Origin of the sequence: Scytonema millei VB511283, assembly GCF_000817735.3 — a bacterium.
Taxonomy (GTDB): domain Bacteria; phylum Cyanobacteriota; class Cyanobacteriia; order Cyanobacteriales; family Chroococcidiopsidaceae; genus Chroococcidiopsis; species Chroococcidiopsis millei_B.
Genome location: NZ_JTJC03000006.1, coordinates 213,971 through 230,383 on the forward strand (window position 1 = coordinate 213,971; position 16,413 = coordinate 230,383).

At 44.9% G+C, this 16,413-nt stretch carries 18 protein-coding genes, 1 tRNA gene and 1 other RNA gene; 10 read left to right on the forward strand and 10 right to left on the reverse strand.

The features are described 5' to 3' along the window. The first annotated feature begins 201 nt into the window (after positions 1 to 201). The gene (locus QH73_RS20515; protein WP_039714000.1) at positions 202 to 534 is read left to right on the forward strand and encodes a hypothetical protein; all 333 of its coding nucleotides are present in this window, start codon (positions 202 to 204) and stop codon (positions 532 to 534) included. 58 nt (positions 535 to 592) lie between these two features. Continuing rightward, positions 593 to 664: transfer RNA gene (locus QH73_RS20520), tRNA-Gly, on the forward strand. Between the two features lie 510 nt (positions 665 to 1,174). Here the strand turns inward: QH73_RS20520 and ssrA are convergent. The 10 genes from ssrA to QH73_RS20570 form a co-directional block, all read right to left on the reverse strand. Continuing rightward, positions 1,175 to 1,561: a transfer-messenger RNA gene (gene ssrA, locus QH73_RS20525) on the reverse strand. A 218-nt stretch (positions 1,562 to 1,779) separates the two neighbouring features. Then, positions 1,780 to 2,727, reverse strand: coding sequence for a F0F1 ATP synthase subunit gamma (locus QH73_RS20530; RefSeq protein WP_039713998.1), 948 nt, complete (start codon positions 2,725 to 2,727; stop codon positions 1,780 to 1,782). 101 nt (positions 2,728 to 2,828) lie between these two features. Beyond that, a complete protein-coding gene (gene atpA, locus QH73_RS20535) occupies positions 2,829 to 4,346 on the reverse strand; it encodes a F0F1 ATP synthase subunit alpha (RefSeq protein WP_039713997.1) in 1,518 nt (505 codons plus the stop codon). Between the two features lie 122 nt (positions 4,347 to 4,468). Further along, complete coding sequence (gene atpH, locus QH73_RS20540; protein ID WP_039713996.1) at positions 4,469 to 5,026, reverse strand: ATP synthase F1 subunit delta; 558 nt, start codon at positions 5,024 to 5,026, stop codon at positions 4,469 to 4,471. Then, entirely contained in the window at positions 5,023 to 5,589 is a 567-nt protein-coding gene (locus tag QH73_RS20545; RefSeq protein ID WP_201278264.1) for a F0F1 ATP synthase subunit B, read from the reverse strand. The genes atpH and QH73_RS20545 overlap by 4 nt, the downstream gene beginning before the upstream one ends. Positions 5,590 to 5,709: 120 nt before the next feature. Continuing rightward, complete coding sequence (locus QH73_RS20550) at positions 5,710 to 6,138, reverse strand: F0F1 ATP synthase subunit B' (protein WP_039713994.1); 429 nt, start codon at positions 6,136 to 6,138, stop codon at positions 5,710 to 5,712. A gap of 182 nt (positions 6,139 to 6,320) precedes the next feature. Then, positions 6,321 to 6,566: an ATP synthase F0 subunit C gene (gene atpE, locus QH73_RS20555; RefSeq protein ID WP_008233924.1), complete on the reverse strand. Its 246-nt coding sequence runs from the start codon at positions 6,564 to 6,566 to the stop codon at positions 6,321 to 6,323. A gap of 148 nt (positions 6,567 to 6,714) precedes the next feature. Beyond that, entirely contained in the window at positions 6,715 to 7,476 is a 762-nt protein-coding gene (gene atpB / locus QH73_RS20560) for a F0F1 ATP synthase subunit A (RefSeq protein WP_015156240.1), read from the reverse strand. Between the two features lie 56 nt (positions 7,477 to 7,532). Further along, on the reverse strand, positions 7,533 to 7,976 hold the full coding sequence (locus QH73_RS20565) for an ATP synthase subunit I (RefSeq protein ID WP_039713993.1): 444 nt from the start codon (positions 7,974 to 7,976) through the stop codon (positions 7,533 to 7,535). Positions 7,977 to 8,068: 92 nt separating this feature from the next. Further along, positions 8,069 to 9,247, reverse strand: a complete 1,179-nt coding sequence (locus QH73_RS20570) for a class I SAM-dependent methyltransferase (protein ID WP_039713992.1) — start codon at positions 9,245 to 9,247, stop codon at positions 8,069 to 8,071. A gap of 215 nt (positions 9,248 to 9,462) precedes the next feature. Here QH73_RS20570 and QH73_RS20575 point away from each other — a divergent pair, with 215 nt between their 5' ends. From QH73_RS20575 to QH73_RS20605, 8 genes are all read left to right on the forward strand, one after another. Beyond that, positions 9,463 to 9,699, forward strand: coding sequence for a hypothetical protein (locus QH73_RS20575; protein ID WP_039713991.1), 237 nt, complete (start codon positions 9,463 to 9,465; stop codon positions 9,697 to 9,699). After that, positions 9,699 to 9,845, forward strand: a complete 147-nt coding sequence (locus QH73_RS28935) for a type II toxin-antitoxin system PemK/MazF family toxin (RefSeq protein ID WP_309476516.1) — start codon at positions 9,699 to 9,701, stop codon at positions 9,843 to 9,845. The genes QH73_RS20575 and QH73_RS28935 overlap by 1 nt, the downstream gene beginning before the upstream one ends. Next, positions 9,826 to 10,038 (forward strand): type II toxin-antitoxin system PemK/MazF family toxin, encoded by a 213-nt coding sequence (locus QH73_RS28940; protein WP_286194147.1) that lies wholly within the window; start codon positions 9,826 to 9,828, stop codon positions 10,036 to 10,038. Before QH73_RS28935 ends, QH73_RS28940 begins: the two co-directional genes overlap by 20 nt. Positions 10,039 to 10,462: 424 nt before the next feature. After that, complete coding sequence (locus QH73_RS20585; protein ID WP_052289824.1) at positions 10,463 to 10,783, forward strand: hypothetical protein; 321 nt, start codon at positions 10,463 to 10,465, stop codon at positions 10,781 to 10,783. A gap of 182 nt (positions 10,784 to 10,965) precedes the next feature. Continuing rightward, positions 10,966 to 11,217 carry a hypothetical protein gene (locus QH73_RS20590; RefSeq protein WP_052289823.1) on the forward strand — a complete coding sequence of 84 codons (252 nt, stop codon included), beginning with the start codon at positions 10,966 to 10,968 and terminating at the stop codon, positions 11,215 to 11,217. Then, the gene (locus tag QH73_RS20595; RefSeq protein ID WP_039713989.1) at positions 11,214 to 11,624 is read left to right on the forward strand and encodes a type II toxin-antitoxin system VapC family toxin; all 411 of its coding nucleotides are present in this window, start codon (positions 11,214 to 11,216) and stop codon (positions 11,622 to 11,624) included. The genes QH73_RS20590 and QH73_RS20595 overlap by 4 nt, the downstream gene beginning before the upstream one ends. A gap of 43 nt (positions 11,625 to 11,667) precedes the next feature. Continuing rightward, the gene (locus QH73_RS20600; protein ID WP_039713988.1) at positions 11,668 to 12,231 is read left to right on the forward strand and encodes a Uma2 family endonuclease; all 564 of its coding nucleotides are present in this window, start codon (positions 11,668 to 11,670) and stop codon (positions 12,229 to 12,231) included. A 357-nt stretch (positions 12,232 to 12,588) separates the two neighbouring features. Next, complete coding sequence (locus QH73_RS20605) at positions 12,589 to 15,996, forward strand: phycobilisome rod-core linker polypeptide (RefSeq protein WP_039713987.1); 3,408 nt, start codon at positions 12,589 to 12,591, stop codon at positions 15,994 to 15,996. Positions 15,997 to 16,413 lie beyond the last annotated feature (417 nt).

Genomic DNA, 16,413 nt, shown 5'->3' on the forward strand with positions numbered 1-16,413 from the left:
AATGAAAATTGCCTATTAGTAAATAAGTATTGGATAAGGCAACAATATAGGTTTTTCATGTCCTTCCTACCAGCCGTTCCTACCGCAACGCTAGTTGGTGGGAATTTTATTGGTGCATATCAAATAATCAGCCGATTGCCAGATGAGCAGAAGCAGACACCAGGGCTACACTAGACAAACTCAGTTATCTATAGATAGGTTATGTCTGGGGTGTCAGAAGAGAATGCAAAGGCGGCTGAGAAACACGCCATAGCCTCACAGAAACAAGCTAAGTATACGAAAGAAACTGGAAAGCTCCTACAAAATCTTGGACAGCCACAAAGTACGCACGGAGAGTTAATCGAAAAATACGGTGAGGCGGCTCAAAAACATGCTGATGCTTCACTGAAACACGCCCAGGCTGCTAGGAAGCAAAATGAGAACTCAACAGAGGAGTTTATCAAAGCTTCGCAGGAACACGTTAAGGAAAATCAGGAACACCTAAAGGCAACAAAGGAATGCATGAAGGTAGTGAAAAATTGGAAATGTCGGTAGCTATCCGGTAGCTAACTTGATGCAGGATATGAGATGATGGACGTAGCCGAGCTAAGTTGCGGGTGTAGTTCAGTGGTAGAACGCTACCTTCCCAAGGTCGATGTCGTGGGTTCGAGTCCCATCACCCGCTTACTAAACTTTAGAATTATACGATTTTTTCACCCGTCCTACTTATTAAAAAAACTATCCTTCGAGTCATACTCTTTACACCAGCAACGCTCTAAAAGCTGGATTCTATGTTGCGCTTCAAACTGTTGAGGATGGAGAACTAATTTTGTATTGGCATCAAATATAGGCTGAGTCAAATATTGCCATAGTGGAAACTTTAACAAGTTAAATTGGAAATTCATAGAAATTCTCAGATGCGAAATTATACAGTAAACTTCAGACAAGTTCTCATAGCTGACGAACCCAGTACAATTAGCAGTACTAGTCAAGACCGCTCGCAAGTCTGCTAGATTAACATTGCCACAAGCAACAGCTAATCTTCTTGGTGAAGATTGCGGAAATAATTTAAGACGCTGTTGGGAAAAATCTGTATTATTGCGGTGGCGATCGCACCATTTTATATTTAGAGTTACGCCAAAAAATCACCCACCCCGAATCTAACTTCAAGGTGGGTAACACAGTGTTGGTTTTTAAGTGGAGCTTACGGGAATCGAACCCGTGTCCAAATTGGGTATTAACCCCCTACTCGTTCGCAGGCTTAGCCTTTCTGACCCTCAAGACGGGGATCGTGCATTATCCCGCACGTAGGATGCTTCGATTAAGTCTTAGCTAGCAAGTAAATCGAAGAAACCTTGCTAGAGCATCCGTTGGGGTTTGCCTGTAGTCCTTAACGGAGTCAAACTACAAGCGCTCGAATCTTTGAGAGATTATTAGGCAGCTACAGGAGCAGCCTTACGAGCAAAAGGAACGATGTTGTTCGCAGTTACGTTTTTTTGAGTCTTTGATTTACGAGAGGAGACTCGCTCTCGACCTGATCGCAGAGCAGCTTTCGCCAACCTGTCGAAACCTTGAAAGCCCCATGTACTTATTCTCCTATTATAAGCCGCTATGGAGATTTTGGCAGGCAGATCCAAAAAACGATCCCCCCAACCCCCCTTTTTAAGGGGAACAAAGAAAAATACCCCCTCAGTAAGGAGATAGTAGACGAGTGGCTTGGTAAGGGGGGCGAAAAAATACCTCCTTGGTAAGGAAGACAAATAAATAAACACCCCCCTTGTTAAGGGGGCAGGGGAGATCTTATTTCAAAGCTTCCGCACCGCCGACAACTTCCAGAATTTCCTGGGTAATGGCGGCTTGCCGTGCTTTGTTGTAAGACAGGGTGAGGGTATTGATCAATTCGCTGGCGTTATCGCTGGCGTTGTTCATAGCTGTCATCCGCGCCGCTAATTCGCTGGCAGCAGATTCTTGCAATGCTCGCAATAGTTGGTTATTCAGGTACAAAGGCAACAAAGCATCGAGAATTTGTACGGGATCTTGCTCGAATAGCATATCCTTGGGAAAACTCCGTGCAGTGGCAGAAACTTTCTGTCTTTCCACTTCAAATTCACCACCACGGGTAGTCAGCCGGAAAACTTCATCGTCTGCGGCTTCAAAACCTTGAGCGTCTAATGGTAACAGAGTTTGTACCACTGGGCGAGAACTCACTAACGAGACGAATTTGGTATAAATTAACTCAACTCTGTCTACGCTTTCCGACAAAAATAGGGAAAGCAACTCGTCAGCAATATTAGAAGCTTCTGCTGCTGTAGGAATTTGCTCTAAACCCGTATACGTTGCATCAATGGGTTGGTTGCGGCGTTGAAAATACTGGATGGCTTTGCGTCCGACAAGGATATATTTGTATTCCAAGCCTTCAGCTTGAAGTTCTTTAGCGCGATTTTCTGCCCGTTTAATTACGTTGGTATTATAAGCACCGCACAAACCGCGATCGCCTGTAATTACCAGCAAACCAATGGAGCGAATGTCTCGTTTTTTGAATAGCGGTAGGCTGACATCTTCAAACTGCAAGCGAGTTTGTAGATTATACAGTACTTGTGCCAAGCGATCGGCAAACGGACGAGTAGAAAGTACCTGTTCTTGAGCGCGACGCACCCTAGCCGCTGCCACCAGACGCATCGCTTCTGTAATTTTTTTCGTATTTTTGACCGACTGAATGCGATCGCGGATTAGTTTGAGGTTAGCCATCGTCTTTTGGTAATTGGTAGTTGGTAGTTGGTAGTTGGTAGTTGACAGTTGACAGTTAACCGTCAACCGTCAACTGTCAACTGTCAACCATTACCCATTACCTACGCTGTTGCTAAGAAGGTTTGTTTGTATTCGGTAATTGCTTCTTTCAATAACTTCTCGGCTTCATCGGTAAGTTGCTTCTCGCTGCGGATGATTTCACCGTACTTGGGTTTGCTGGTTTTCAGGTATTCCCGCAGTCCTTTGGTGAAGGTGGTGACTTTATCTACGGCGATATCGTCCATATAGCCGTTAATCCCAGCGTAGAGGATTGCTACTTGCTCAAATACCCCTAATGGCGAGTTTTGCGGCTGTTTCAACAACTCCCGCAAGCGTACACCCCGTGCCAATTGGTCTTGGGTGGCTTTATCCAAGTCGGAGGCAAATTGCGAGAAAGCTTGCAATTCGTCAAACTGTGCCAATTCCAATTTCAGCTTACCAGCAACTTTTTTCATTGCCTTGGTCTGAGCTGCCGAACCTACCCGCGATACGGAAATACCAGGGTTAATCGCCGGACGAATACCAGCATTAAATAGGTCGGAAGTCAAGAAGATTTGACCGTCTGTAATCGAAATTACGTTGGTCGGAATATAAGCCGATACGTCCCCTGCTTGGGTTTCGATAATTGGTAGGGCTGTCATGCTACCTTCACCGAGTTCGGTGCTGAGTTTTGCCGCACGTTCTAACAAGCGGGAGTGGAGGTAGAATACGTCTCCTGGGTATGCTTCCCGTCCTGGTGGACGACGCAGTAACAATGACATTTGGCGATAAGCAGCGGCTTGCTTGGACAAGTCATCGTAAATGATTAGAGTTGCCTTGCCTTTGTACATGAAGTACTCTGCCAATGCTGCCCCCGTGTATGGCGCGAGGTACTGGAGGGTAGCAGAGTCGCTGGCGTTAGCTGCAACGACGATGGTGTAGTCCATTGCGCCCTTCTCTTGTAAGGTCTGGACTACATTAGCAACGGTGGAAGCTTTTTGTCCGATCGCAACGTATACACAGATTACATCTTCGGTTTTCTGGTTGATGATCGTGTCAATCGCGATCGCGGTTTTACCTGTTTGTCTGTCACCGATAATTAATTCCCGCTGTCCTCTACCTACGGGAATCATTGCATCGATTGCGGTAATTCCTGTTTGCATTGGTTCGTATACCGAACGCCGCGCTACGATACCAGGTGCGCCAGACTCGATCAAACGGAAGTCAGAAGTATTTATATCTCCCTTACCATCAATCGGACGACCGAGAGCATCCACAACACGTCCGATTGTGGCTTCTCCAACTGGAACCTGAGCAATTTTACCTGTAGCGGTAACGGAACTGCCTTCTTGGATGTCGCGACCTTCACCCATCAATACCGCACCTACGTTGTCTTCTTCTAGGTTCAGGGCGATACCAACGGTTCCATCTTCAAAGTCTAGGAGTTCGCCAGCCATAGCTTTTTCTAAGCCATAGATCCGGGCAATACCATCTCCTACTTGCAATACCGTACCAACGTTAGCAACTTTAACTTCTTGGTCGTATTGCTCGATTTGCTGCTGAATAATACTGCTGATTTCGTCAGGTCTGATACTGATCATGGTGAGTTTGTGTTTAGGAATTTGGGAGTCAGGAGTCGGGAGTCGGGAGTCGGGAGTCGGGAGTCGGGAAAATTCAAAATTTTCTCTCTCTAGCCCCTAGCCCAAGCGCCCCTAGCCCCTCATTAAGTGCCACTTGTCAAACGTAAAGAAAGGCGGCGCAGTTGTCCTCTGATACTAGCGTCGATCACTTGAGAACCAACTTTGACGATCGCACCACCGATTAAGCTCCGGTCGATTCTTGTTTCTAGTTCTACCTGACGGGCGTTGGTCATAGCAATAACTTTATCCCGCACAGCTTGCTTTTGTGCTTCAGTCAGTTCGACAGCGGAAGTAACTTCGGCTAAAACAGTTTGATTCAGTTCCCGCAGCAGGGCGAGATATTGTTGACAAATCCCTTCTAGCAAAATAATGCGGCGGCGGTCTACCAACAGCATTAAGAAGTTACGCATGTAGGGGTTGACATTATCGCCGACAACTCGTCCCAATACTGCCTTCTTGTCGCTGATGCTGACGAAGGGGTTAGCGAGAAAGTTACGAAATTGCTCTGATTCCCGCAACAAAGTAGTTAAAGTACGGGCATCTTCGCCGAATTGTTCCGTGAGGTTATTACTACGCGCCACAGACATCAATGCCTGGGCGTAAGGCTGCACTACCTGTTCGTTCATGGCATTACTGCTCATTTACTGCCTCCTAGTAGTGCTATGCTGCGATCGATTGTTTGTTGTTGGATATTTTCGTCTAATCCCGATTCCAACTGGGATTCTACCTTTTGTAAAGCCATTGCAACTACAGAAGCTCGCAGTTGAGCGATCGCTCGTTCTCTTGCTGTGTTTAAATCTTGCGTTGCTGTCTCTTTTAAGCGTTGAATATCTACTCCCACCTGAGCCAAGATTTGCTCTTTGGCTTGCTGAGCATTTGTGGTCGCGCTTTGGCGAATTCTTTCTGCTTCCGCCTGAGCTTCTGTCAATCTTTGCTGCTGTTTTTGCAGTGCTGCTGCTGCTTCTTTGGCGCGGTTTTCTGCCGCTACAATTTCTGTTTCTATGCGTTCGCGGCGATCGCTCAAGGTTTTTCCGACTACCTTGCTGCCAAAATATACTAGTACGCCAACAAGAATAGCCAGGTTAATTAGGTTTGTTTCTAAAATATCAAAATTAAGACCAAACCCGCCTGCTTCTGCTTCTGCTTCTGCTGCTTCAGCAAGGAGTGGGCTACCTTGTGTCACCAACCAGATAAAACTTCCCATCATATCCCATCCACTTTTTCAGTTGTCAGTTATCAGTTGTCAGTTATCAGTTATGAGTCAGGAGCCAGGAGTCAGAAATTAGAATTAACTGGTCATTGGTCACTGGTCACTGGTCACTGTTCAACTGGTTACTGTTCCTAACAGCTTTCCTACGATTTGGCGACTGAGGGCATCTACCTGTTGCTGCAACGAAGCCATAGCTTCCTGTTGTTGTTGCTCAATTTCTTGAGCTGCTTGTTCTCGTTGTGCTTGGGCTTCTTTCTGTGCCTCTGCTATTTTGTCCGCCGCTATTTTTTGTGCATCTGCTTGAGCGTCGGCAACAACTTTTTGCGATTGTCTGCGAGCATCTGCTATTTGCTGCTCGTATTCTTTTGCTAATCGCTCTGCTTTTGCCAAGCGTTCTTTTGCTTCAACATTGTTCGTGCGGACGTAATTATCGCGGTCGTCCAGTGCCTTTGTTAGTGGCTTGTAGAAAATGACATTCAATACAGATGCCAACAGTAGGAACTGCAACGCCATTAAGGGCAAGGTAGCATCAAAATCAAACATTATTTCTCCCCTTTGGCTTGAATGGCTGTTTTCATGCCAAGCAACATCATCCACCCTTTCATATTCTAAAAATCCTCTGTTGTTTGAGAGGCAATTTACACGCGATCTGAATTGAAAAAAGTTCTCACTCAGTTGTAGAGACGTTCTTAAGAGCGTCTCTACTAAAGATAAGAATTTAGGTTTTAGGAAAAGGGATTAGCAAACAGTAATACTAAGGCAATTACCAAACCGTAAATGGTTAGCGATTCCATGAATGCTAGAGTCAACAGCAGAGTACCGCGAATTTTTCCTTCTGCTTCGGGTTGACGAGCAATACCTTCTACTGCTTGACCCGCAGCATTTCCTTGACCGATACCAGGACCGATTGCAGCTAAACCGATTGCTAATGCGGCAGCTAGAACTGAAGCAGCAGAAACTAATGGATCCATTTTGATTTTCCTTACTTTGAGTACACAACGTTATCAGTTATCAGTTATCAGCTATCAGTTATCAATTAATTCTGACTTCTGACTTCTTTTTCAGTTATCAGTTATCAATTAATTCTGACTTCTGACTTCTGATGCATCATGAGTTGCTCTAATGAGCCTCATGTTCTTCACCACCATGACCCTCCATTGCCTCATGAATGTATGCTGCTGCGAGGGTAGCAAAAACCAGGGCTTGGATCGCACTAGTAAACAAACCTAATGCCATCACTGGCAGAGGTACAAACAGAGGTACGAGTAGAACTAAAACCGCTACTACTAATTCATCCGCTAAAATGTTACCAAATAGTCGGAAGCTTAGAGAAAGAGGTTTGGTGAAATCTTCCAAAATTGCGATCGGTAACAGAATTGGCGTTGGCTCAATATACTTTTTAAAGTACCCTAAACCGCGTTTGCTAAAACCCGCGTAAAAGTACGCTAAAGAGGTTAACAACGCCAGCGCTACTGTTGTATTAATATCGTTAGTTGGAGCGGCTAATTCACCTGATGGCAACTTAATTAACCGCCAGGGAATTAAAGCACCAGACCAATTCGATACGAAAATGAACAGAAATAGCGTGCCAATAAATGGAACCCAAGGACGATACTCTTTCTCACCAATCTGATTCTTGGTCAAATCCCGAATGAATTCTAGCGCGTATTCCATTAAATTTTGGATACCACTAGGAACTTTCTGGATGTTCCGAGTAGCTGCTATGGAAGCAACTACTAGAATGCCAATCACAAACCACGAGGTGAGAAAAACTTGCCCATGAATTTTGAGATTGCCCAATTGCCATAAAAAATGTTGACCTACTTCCAACGAGGCAAGAGGGAATAAATTAAAGGTGTTTGTGACGCTAAGCATTTGCATTCAAGCAGTTTTCCCAAAAAGCGAGAATGGGGCGATTAATTTTGCGGTTTCCTAACTTATTTAGAGTTAGGAATGAAAGCAGATTGAATCGTATAGATGATGAGTGTGGCTTTGTAAGTCAGAAACCCCAAGAATATCGGCAGAATCTGTAGTTGACGCAATTGAGTTGCGACTACAATCACTCCAATAAATATGGCAAACCGAGATTTACTCAGTTGTCTTTTTTCTTGACCTAGCCGCTCAACGTCTCTAGCCAACATTTTTAAGTAAACCATACCTGTGACTGCTCCGAGCAAATAGTTCAGGGCAGTGTTGAGGGAATAGAAAATCCACACGGAGATAAAAATAACCCCCGTCAATCCAAGGGTGATTGACAATAATCCTTGGAAGAGTTGATAAAACTCTTGCATTGAGGAAGTCTTTTCTTGTGTGGTAGTGGAACCAGGTTGAGATTCCTCAGTTGCAGGTGTTGGTGTTGTTGATTCGTCTGACAAGTTCACAAAAACTCGCAAATGACGCTGACGCTAATGTTTCGACTCTAATGAGCCACGTAGAATCATACCACGTTGCGGTAACAATACTTAAAAAAGAGTTAACCAGGCGAAAGTACGATTAATTGTTGGGAAAGGAGCGATCGCACTCCTTCTAAGCCCAGTTCTACGTTAGCTAAAATTTCACCGATTGTTAACTTGCGATCGCAAGCCTGTAAAAATTCCAGTTCGGTTTCTGTTAAATTGACTATTTGGTAGTCGTAGTTAAATAAGCAGCGACTCGGAAAGCCGTCTATACAAGGATTTAGTTCGGGAATAGCTGCGAGTAAGGCTGCATCTGACGACCAATCGGCTTGCGGTAGCGGCGGACGACCCAAGAAAAATTCGTAATGGGTAACTTCTGGATCTAATAGTTCGATTAAACGATATGTGTTGCGATCGCTCAATGCGTTACTTCTTTCCAATAAACTCGGATCTTTGCCCAAAAGTCGTTCGATTTGCCAGAAATTCGGGTTAGAAAAGCCCAAGAAAGTTAACCCAGAAGCATCAATTAAATCGAATAAAGTATCAATATTGTAGTCAATCTCTTGCGGATGAACGTACATATCTGCAAAACATTCATCTCGCTGATTTTCCATCGCCCAGCGCGATCGTTCGCGTTTGACAATCCGATTGTTTTCTGGTAAAGAAGCGAATAGTTTTCTACCAATTTGGACACCATCGCGGTAATCGCCCTGCTTATCATTTTGCAGGAGTGCGATCGCCTGTTGCATTAATTTGATTTCCCAGCGCCCCAATTCTCCATACACGAAAATGTGCATGATTCCACCTGGGGCGAGTTTAGATGCAATGGCTTGAATCCCACGGATCGGATCTGGTAAGTGGTGCAGCACTCCCACGCAGTTAATTAAATCGAATTCCCCTGGTAGTTGTTCCGCGTCGTACAAACTCAGGTGATGAAACTCAACGCGATTTGCACCCGAACGCTGACAGCGTTCCCGCGCCACAGCCAAAGCACCCGCACTTAAATCGATTCCTACAACTTGGGCGTGAGGGTTGAGGTGGACTAAATATTCCGTTCCTACCCCCGTACCGCAGCCAGCATCGAGAATGCGGATATCTTGTTTTTGCGGTTTTTGTCCGGTACAGAAGCTATAGGCGGCTAGCCAATTCCAGCGCCAGTTATAGCCAGGGGGCGGTTCGTCGAGTAGCGGTTCTGGAGGAAAGGGATACGTATCGTAGAGTTTAGCGACAGCAGCACTAATGTGGGAGTCTGACATGGATGGGCTATGAGGGCAGCATCAATGTAGTGTAGCGGAATACGGGTTACAGGTGCTAAGCAAGTCAAAAGTTAAAAAGTGAAAATGTAGTTCAAGTAAAGCTGTTGTCTGCTGTCGGGCGAGCGAATCAAATATGAAACAACATAGTAGTCTTAGTAGTTTAGAGTATGAAACTGGTATAACTGAGATAAATCGACTACTTTGAGGAGTTAGTTGTGAAAACCGCTATTTCTCTTCCAGGTGCAATTTTTGAAAAAGCTGAAGCACTTGCTCAACAATTAGGAATGTCTCGGAGCGAACTTTATACTGAAGCATTGAAAGCATATTTGCGACGATATAACAAAGAACAAATTTTAGCGAAACTGAATGAGGTATATTCTAAAGAATCTTCAGAGTTAGACCCAGTGATGGAAAAAATGCAATATCTGTCTCTACCGCGTGAGGATTGGTAGTGTATCGCGGCGAGATTTGGTGGGCAGACTTACCGAACCCAGTTGGTTCAGAACCAGGCTATCGTAGACCTGTTTTAATTATTCAGGATGATACTTTTACGCAAAGTCTTTTGAGGACAGTTATTGTTGTTATTATCACTTCATAATATCGAACTGGCAAACGCACCAGGCAATGTTTTATTACCGCAAAATATCACAGATTTGTCTAGAGATTCAGTTGCTAATGTCTCTCAGATATTCACTGTAGATAAAGCCTTTTTAACCGAGCGTGTTGGTTCGTTACCCGCGAGTTTACAAGAAGAAGTAGATGAAGGTTTAAGGACAGTTTTGTACCTCTAGCGATCGCTTCTTCGTGAGCTTGAATTAGATATTAACTAGGGCAGTATCCATATATTGTAGCGGATACCGTGACACAGGTACTATTGGGCAATTGCCTAATTCAAACTATGACGAATACGAAAGACAACTAATTTATATTCAATAGTGATTAATCTTCTTTAGTTTGGGGAACACTATAAATAAGCAAGTTTGGTTAGCTGTCTCTTGGTTGAACGAATAGTTTAATCGACTAGTGTTTATGTACTGTATCCAAGTATGTCGATCATATTTAATTTCCTCTCCTGGGTGACTCAATAGATTTGGAGCCTATGGAACCGTTTGCCGGAAACTGCAAAACGTGAAATTATTGAAGCAATTATTCAAGCAATGACAGAGTTACTACGTAGTTTCCATAGATCTTACAGAAGTAAAGGAAAAAATAAAGATGAGTAGCTTTAAAGACTTTATGGATAAAGCTCAAGAGTCACCGAATCAAAATTTGCCTGCATCAACTACTACTCTTGCAAGTATTCAATACTCTCTAACTGCGGCTTCTTGCATAATATCCTCTCCATTTCTCTCAATTAATGAAGAACAAAAGTTATCGCAGAAGGTATCCAATTTAGTTCATGACAAAGCTTTTCTGTCTGAATTGAGCGACCAAATTGGTAAACCACAAGTAAATGAGTCTGAGGATAACTTTGTAAAGTGTAGTAGTGATGTACTAAAGAAAATGTTATACAAGCATTTTTGTATTAAAGGATAAGCTTGTTTGTGTAGCCATAGGTTTTAACTTATTACTTACTTTTGATATGAGCTAAAAATGCGTTAGCGAAGCTTAACGTAGTTATCGCTTTTAGAGAAGGATATCGGATTTTGCGATCGCGCTGTCGGGGCGATCGGTTATCCTGAGAACAAGAAGTAGTATAGTGCCTGGGAGGATCGAACGTGTCTAGCGTTGAATTTCAAGCCAAAGTTGAGAATGGCAATATCGTGATTCCTGAAGAATATCAGCAAGAATTATTACAAGTTGAAACTGTAAAAATTGTGATATCAAATAAGATACAATCAAATACTGCTGAAGCTTGGGCAAAATGGTTTGAATCCGTCGAGCGATTGGAAGTAACCTCAAATGAACCAGCTAGAGAATATCAGCAACTCTTACTAGACAAATATCGGCAACAAGGTCTAGAACTGTGATTTTCTGCGATGCTGGAGTCTTGCTGTGTTTGGTAGATCGCACTCAACCTCAGCATAGTGCTTATAGAAATGCAATTTTACGTCTTGCATCTCCACTGATTACAACTTGGTCTTGCCTGACAGAAGCTATGTATCTCGCTCTCCATCGTGGCGGATGGAATATGCAAAAACAGTTGGGACAGCTTCTGTTAGATAAACTGCTAGTGATTCATGAAATTCAGGAAAACGATTACGATCGCCTATTAAAAGTGATGGAGCAGTATCGCGATCGACCGATGGATTTAGCTGATGCAACCTTAGTTTTGGTTGCTGAGAAGACGGGATATAAGCAAATTCTCACAATTGATTCTGACTTCCTATTTTATCGTATTTGCGATCGCGATACTTTCGACATCATTCAAGTTTAGCGATCGCAAACAAAGCAGATATTGCTATTACTAGGAGCAATGTATGACACAGATAGCAGTAGAAAAGCTGACTTTAGAAGAGTTTCTGAAGCTACCAGAAACAAAACCAGCTAGCGAGTATATTGACGGACGAATTATTCAAAAACCTATGCCCCAAGGAAAACACAGCATAATTCAAGGCGAATTAGTATCCACAATCAACATTCTTGTGAAGCCTCAGCGCATTGCTGTAGCTTTTCCTGAACTACGTTGTACCTTTGGCGGACGCTCAATCGTACCGGATGTAGCTGTCTTTGCCTGGGATAGAATACCTGTGGATGAAAATGGAGATGTTGCGAATGTATTTCAGGCTGCTCCAGACTGGACGATAGAAATTCTCTCCCCAGACCAAAACCAAACTAAAGTAACTGGGAATATTCTTCATTGTCTGGGTCATGGTAGCCAAATGGGATGGCTAGTCGATCCTGACGAGCGCTCGCTTTTAGTTTATCCTCTAGGACAGCAACCGCAATTGTTGCAAGAACCGAATCAAGTGCTACCCGTTCCTGACTTAGTAGCAAGTTTACGTTTAACAGTAGATGAATTGTTTGGCTGGCTCAAACTTTAACCTAACGCGATCGCCTCCCTACCCTTAATTCTACAAAACGCGATCGCCTCTCACATAAATTCAGTATTTGTTACAAAATTTATAACTTTTCTCGGTACTTATGTTGTATGCAAGGCTACATTCGACGGTATTGAGATTGAGAAAACTACACACTTCTTAATATAGCGGTGTAAAGAACCCAAAACGTTCTAATCTAAAAGCTGACCAGGTTGATTTCAGGCGATCGTCACCTCATATAAGTGAAGAAAAATTCCCTTTCTGGGGAGGGAAAAACCTAAAATAAACAAACGTGAATTCATTCACACCCTGGTCAGACTTAACACAGTAACGATTATTGATGGGAGCTTAAGAAATCTAATGAGTGTTAAGGCAAGTGGTGGAAGCTCAGTTGCACGTCCGCAACTATATCAAACGCTAGCAGTCGCAACCATTTCCCAAGCCGAACAGCAAGACCGCTTTTTAGGGCGGGGCGAACTGGACGAGTTAGCCAACTATTTCGCCTCTGGCAATAAGCGGCTAGAAATTGCTGAAACTTTAACAAAAAATTCTGAGATTATTGTATCCCGTGCCGCTAACCGCATCTTTGTTGGTGGTTCGCCAATGGCTTATCTGGAAAAACCCAGAGAAACAGAAATGGCGATGGCAGCAGCAGTGCCGGATGTCAAGGAAGGCATGAAGCTAGGAACTGTCACCTACGTTGAGAGTCGGGGCGGCGGTTTCTTAGAGGGATTGCGATCGCTTTTTAGTGCTAGTCCTGGTGGTGGCGGCGGTGGTCCTACACCTCCTGGTTTTCGCCCCATCAACGTCGCCCGCTACGGTCCTGGGAACATGCAAAAATCCCTACGAGACTTGTCGTGGTTTTTGCGTTATGCGACTTACGCGATCGTGGCTGGAGATCCTAATATTATCTCTGTCAACGTACGAGGTCTGCGGGAAATAATTGAAAACGCCTGTTCTGGCGAAGCAACCATTGTCGCATTGCAAGAAATGCGGGCATCGGCGCTGTCTTATTTCCGCCAGAATCCTGAAGCAGCAAATATTGTTGCTCAGTACATGGACGTATTGATTACAGAATTTAAAGCCCCTACACCTTCTAACAAGCTGCGTCAGCGTCCTTCGTCCGACCAGCAAGGGTTACAACTGCCACAGATCTACTTTAATGCGGCAGAAAGACGACCCAAGTATGCGATGAAGCCAGGGCTATCGGCAGCAGAAAAGAACGATATTGTTAAAGCTGCTTATCGCCAAGTCTTCGAGCGCGATATTACCCGCGCTTACAGCCAGTCAATTTCTTACTTGGAATCTCAAGTTAAGAACGGCGATATCTCCATGAAAGAGTTTATTCGCCGCTTAGCAAAATCGCCCCTGTATCGCAAGCAATTTTACGAGCCATTCATCAACAGCCGCGCCCTGGAATTAGCTTTTCGTCACATTTTGGGTCGGGGTCCGAGTTCTCGCGAAGAAGTCCAGAAATATTTCTCGATTGTTTCTAACGGTGGCTTATCAGCACTGATAGACGCGCTGGTAGATTCCCAGGAATACTCCGACTACTTCGGGGAAGAAACCGTACCTTATATTCGCGGTCTGGGACAAGAAGCGCAAGAGTGTCGTAACTGGGGTCCACAGCAAGACCTACTCAATTACAGCGCCCCCTTCCGTAAAGTCCCGCAATTCATCACGACATTTGCGGCATACAACAGACCGCTACCCGACCAACATCCGTATGGTTCCGGTAACGATCCGCTAGAAATTCAATTTGGGGCAATCTTCCCGAAAGAAACTCGCAACCCTAGCAGCAGCCCTGCACCTTTTGGTAAGGATACCAAGCGGATTTTGATCCACCAAGGACCGGGTATCAATAACCAAAACAGCAATCCGAGAGCGCGGGGTGAATTTCCTGGCACTTTGGGCGCGAAAGTTTTCCGCTTAGATCAAATTCCCGCCACAGGTAGCAGAAAATCTCCGACAACTTCTAGCGTGAGATTCTCGGAAAGTTCGACTCAAGCCGTGATCCGCGCTGCTTACCTCCAGGTATTCGGACGGGATGTGTACGAAGGACAGCGGTTGAAGGTAGCTGAAATCAAACTGGAAAACGGTGAAATTTCGCTACGGGAATTTATCCGCGCCTTAGCTAAATCGGATCTGTTCCGTAAGCTGTACTGGACACCATTCTATGTCTGTAAGGCGATCGAATATATTCACCGCCGCCTGTTGGGTCGTCCAACCTATGGCAGACAAGAAAACAACAAATACTTCGATATTTGTGCCAAGAAGGGCTTCTACGCTCTGGTAGACGCAATTATTGACAGCCCTGAATACGGCGAAGCTTTTGGGGAAGATACCGTACCCTACGAGCGCTACCTGACACCTCAAGGTCAAGCACTGCGATCGCTGCGTACTGGTAGCATTCGTGAAGATGTCGGCGCAAGAGTTGATAAGGAAGAAACCCCCCGCTTTATCGAACTGGGTGCTGTTACCGAAATGCGGACGCAGCCAGATATTCAGACTCGTGTGGCTCAAGGTGTTACCAAACAGCGCGAACAAACGAAGATCTTCAAGCTAGAAGAAAACAGCGATAAAACAGCCGTACAAACGGTTATCCGTGCTGCTTACCGTCAAATCTTCGAGCGCGACATCGAACCCTACATCGCCCAAAACGAATTCACCGCCCTAGAAAGCAAACTAGGCAATGGTGAAATTACTGTTAAGGAATTTATCGAAGGGTTAGGAAACTCAAACTTATATCTCAAAGAGTTTTACGCTCCTTATCCCAACACCAAGGTCATCGAGCAGGGAACCAAGCATTTCTTAGGACGCGCCCCCATCGACCAAGCCGAAATCCGCAAATACAACCAAATCCTCGCAACTCAAGGTCTGCGTGCCTTTATCGGGGCAATGGTTAACAGTGCGGAATACGCTCAGGTATTTGGGGAATTCTACGTGCCTTACCGTCGCTTCCCCACCTTACCAGCGGCTAACTTCCCAAATACCGAGAAGTTGTACAACCAGCTGACCAAGCAGAACGATGATATCGTCGTTCCCAGCTTCGAGCCAGTACAACCGCGCATGGCAACGGAAAATATGCCATTAATGGCAAAAGCGATCGCGGATATGGCAGCCAAAGCACGGCAAGTCGATCGGAGCAAGCCGCTATTTATCGAACTCGGTCGCTCTTACAACGACGGACGCGGACAATCTGTAGAGGTTGGTGTCGGTACGACTCGTCGCAAGCCAGCGCGGATCTACCGCATGACGCAGGGAGCAAATCAAGGGGAAACCGCCCAAGTTATCAACGCGATCTACTGTCAAGTCATGGATGTATTTAGCGGTCAAGTACCCGTTTACTTCCGCCGTTCTGACCTAGAGAGCAAATTGCGTAACGGTGAAATCTCAGTACGCGAGTTTATCCGTAGCTTGGCTAGCTCCGAAATTTACTGTCGTCGCTTCTACACCCCCTATCCCAATACCAAGGTGATTGAATTCCTGTTCAGACACTTGTTGGGACGCGCACCTGCAACTCAGGGTGAAATTAGACAGTACAACAAATTATTGTCTGAGGGCGGCTTAAAAGCGGCTGTAGAGGCAATGGTTGATTGTCCAGAGTATGCCCAGTACTTCGGTGAAGACGTAGTGCCATACCGTCGCTATCCGTCTCTCCCTGCTGGCAACTACCTGGGTAGCGTTAAGGCTGCGGCTGACCTTGTGAAGCAGTCTTGGTCTGACTTATCTCCTTCATTATTGGCGCAGTCATTTGGGCAGCGGTAATTGACGGAAGATCCCCCCTAGCCCCCCTTGAAAAGGGGGGAACAAGAGTTACAAGTCACTCTATGGTTAGGAGAGAATCAGATCCCCCCTAGCCCCCCTTAATAAGGGGGGGATAAGAGTTACAAGTCCCCCTTTTCAAGGGGGATTTAGGGGGATCTGCTTTTGCTTGCGAAGAATTGCATAATTTCAATTGCAATCCCGACTCCCGACTCCCCAATTCTGAAAGAGAATGTTACAAACTGTTAAGAGCTGAATCAGAAGATGAACGCAATGCCGCAAAATATTTGCGGTAGGTAACTGAGATTAACAACTTGTGTAGATGCGATCGCGCAAGTCTTCTGCGAAGCGAAATAACTCTGATAGCCTACAAGCTGTTGGGTTACGGTAAAATCCAGAAGTGGCAATCAGTCACCCCCA

Excerpts from the sequence above, each read along its gene's own strand:
- QH73_RS20515 (WP_039714000.1), top strand. The coding sequence starts at position 202 with ATGTCTGGGGTGTCAGAAGAGAATGCAAAGGCGGCTGAGAAACACGCC.
- QH73_RS20530 (WP_039713998.1), bottom strand. The coding sequence starts at position 2,727 with ATGGCTAACCTCAAACTAATCCGCGATCGCATTCAGTCGGTCAAAAAT.
- atpA (WP_039713997.1), bottom strand. The coding sequence starts at position 4,346 with ATGATCAGTATCAGACCTGACGAAATCAGCAGTATTATTCAGCAGCAA.
- atpH (WP_039713996.1), bottom strand. The coding sequence starts at position 5,026 with ATGAGCAGTAATGCCATGAACGAACAGGTAGTGCAGCCTTACGCCCAG.
- QH73_RS20545 (WP_201278264.1), bottom strand. The coding sequence starts at position 5,589 with ATGGGAAGTTTTATCTGGTTGGTGACACAAGGTAGCCCACTCCTTGCT.
- QH73_RS20550 (WP_039713994.1), bottom strand. The coding sequence starts at position 6,138 with ATGTTTGATTTTGATGCTACCTTGCCCTTAATGGCGTTGCAGTTCCTA.
- atpE (WP_008233924.1), bottom strand. The coding sequence starts at position 6,566 with ATGGATCCATTAGTTTCTGCTGCTTCAGTTCTAGCTGCCGCATTAGCA.
- atpB (WP_015156240.1), bottom strand. The coding sequence starts at position 7,476 with ATGCAAATGCTTAGCGTCACAAACACCTTTAATTTATTCCCTCTTGCC.
- QH73_RS20570 (WP_039713992.1), bottom strand. The coding sequence starts at position 9,247 with ATGTCAGACTCCCACATTAGTGCTGCTGTCGCTAAACTCTACGATACG.
- QH73_RS20585 (WP_052289824.1), top strand. The coding sequence starts at position 10,463 with ATGAGTAGCTTTAAAGACTTTATGGATAAAGCTCAAGAGTCACCGAAT.
- QH73_RS20600 (WP_039713988.1), top strand. The coding sequence starts at position 11,668 with ATGACACAGATAGCAGTAGAAAAGCTGACTTTAGAAGAGTTTCTGAAG.
- QH73_RS20605 (WP_039713987.1), top strand. The coding sequence starts at position 12,589 with ATGAGTGTTAAGGCAAGTGGTGGAAGCTCAGTTGCACGTCCGCAACTA.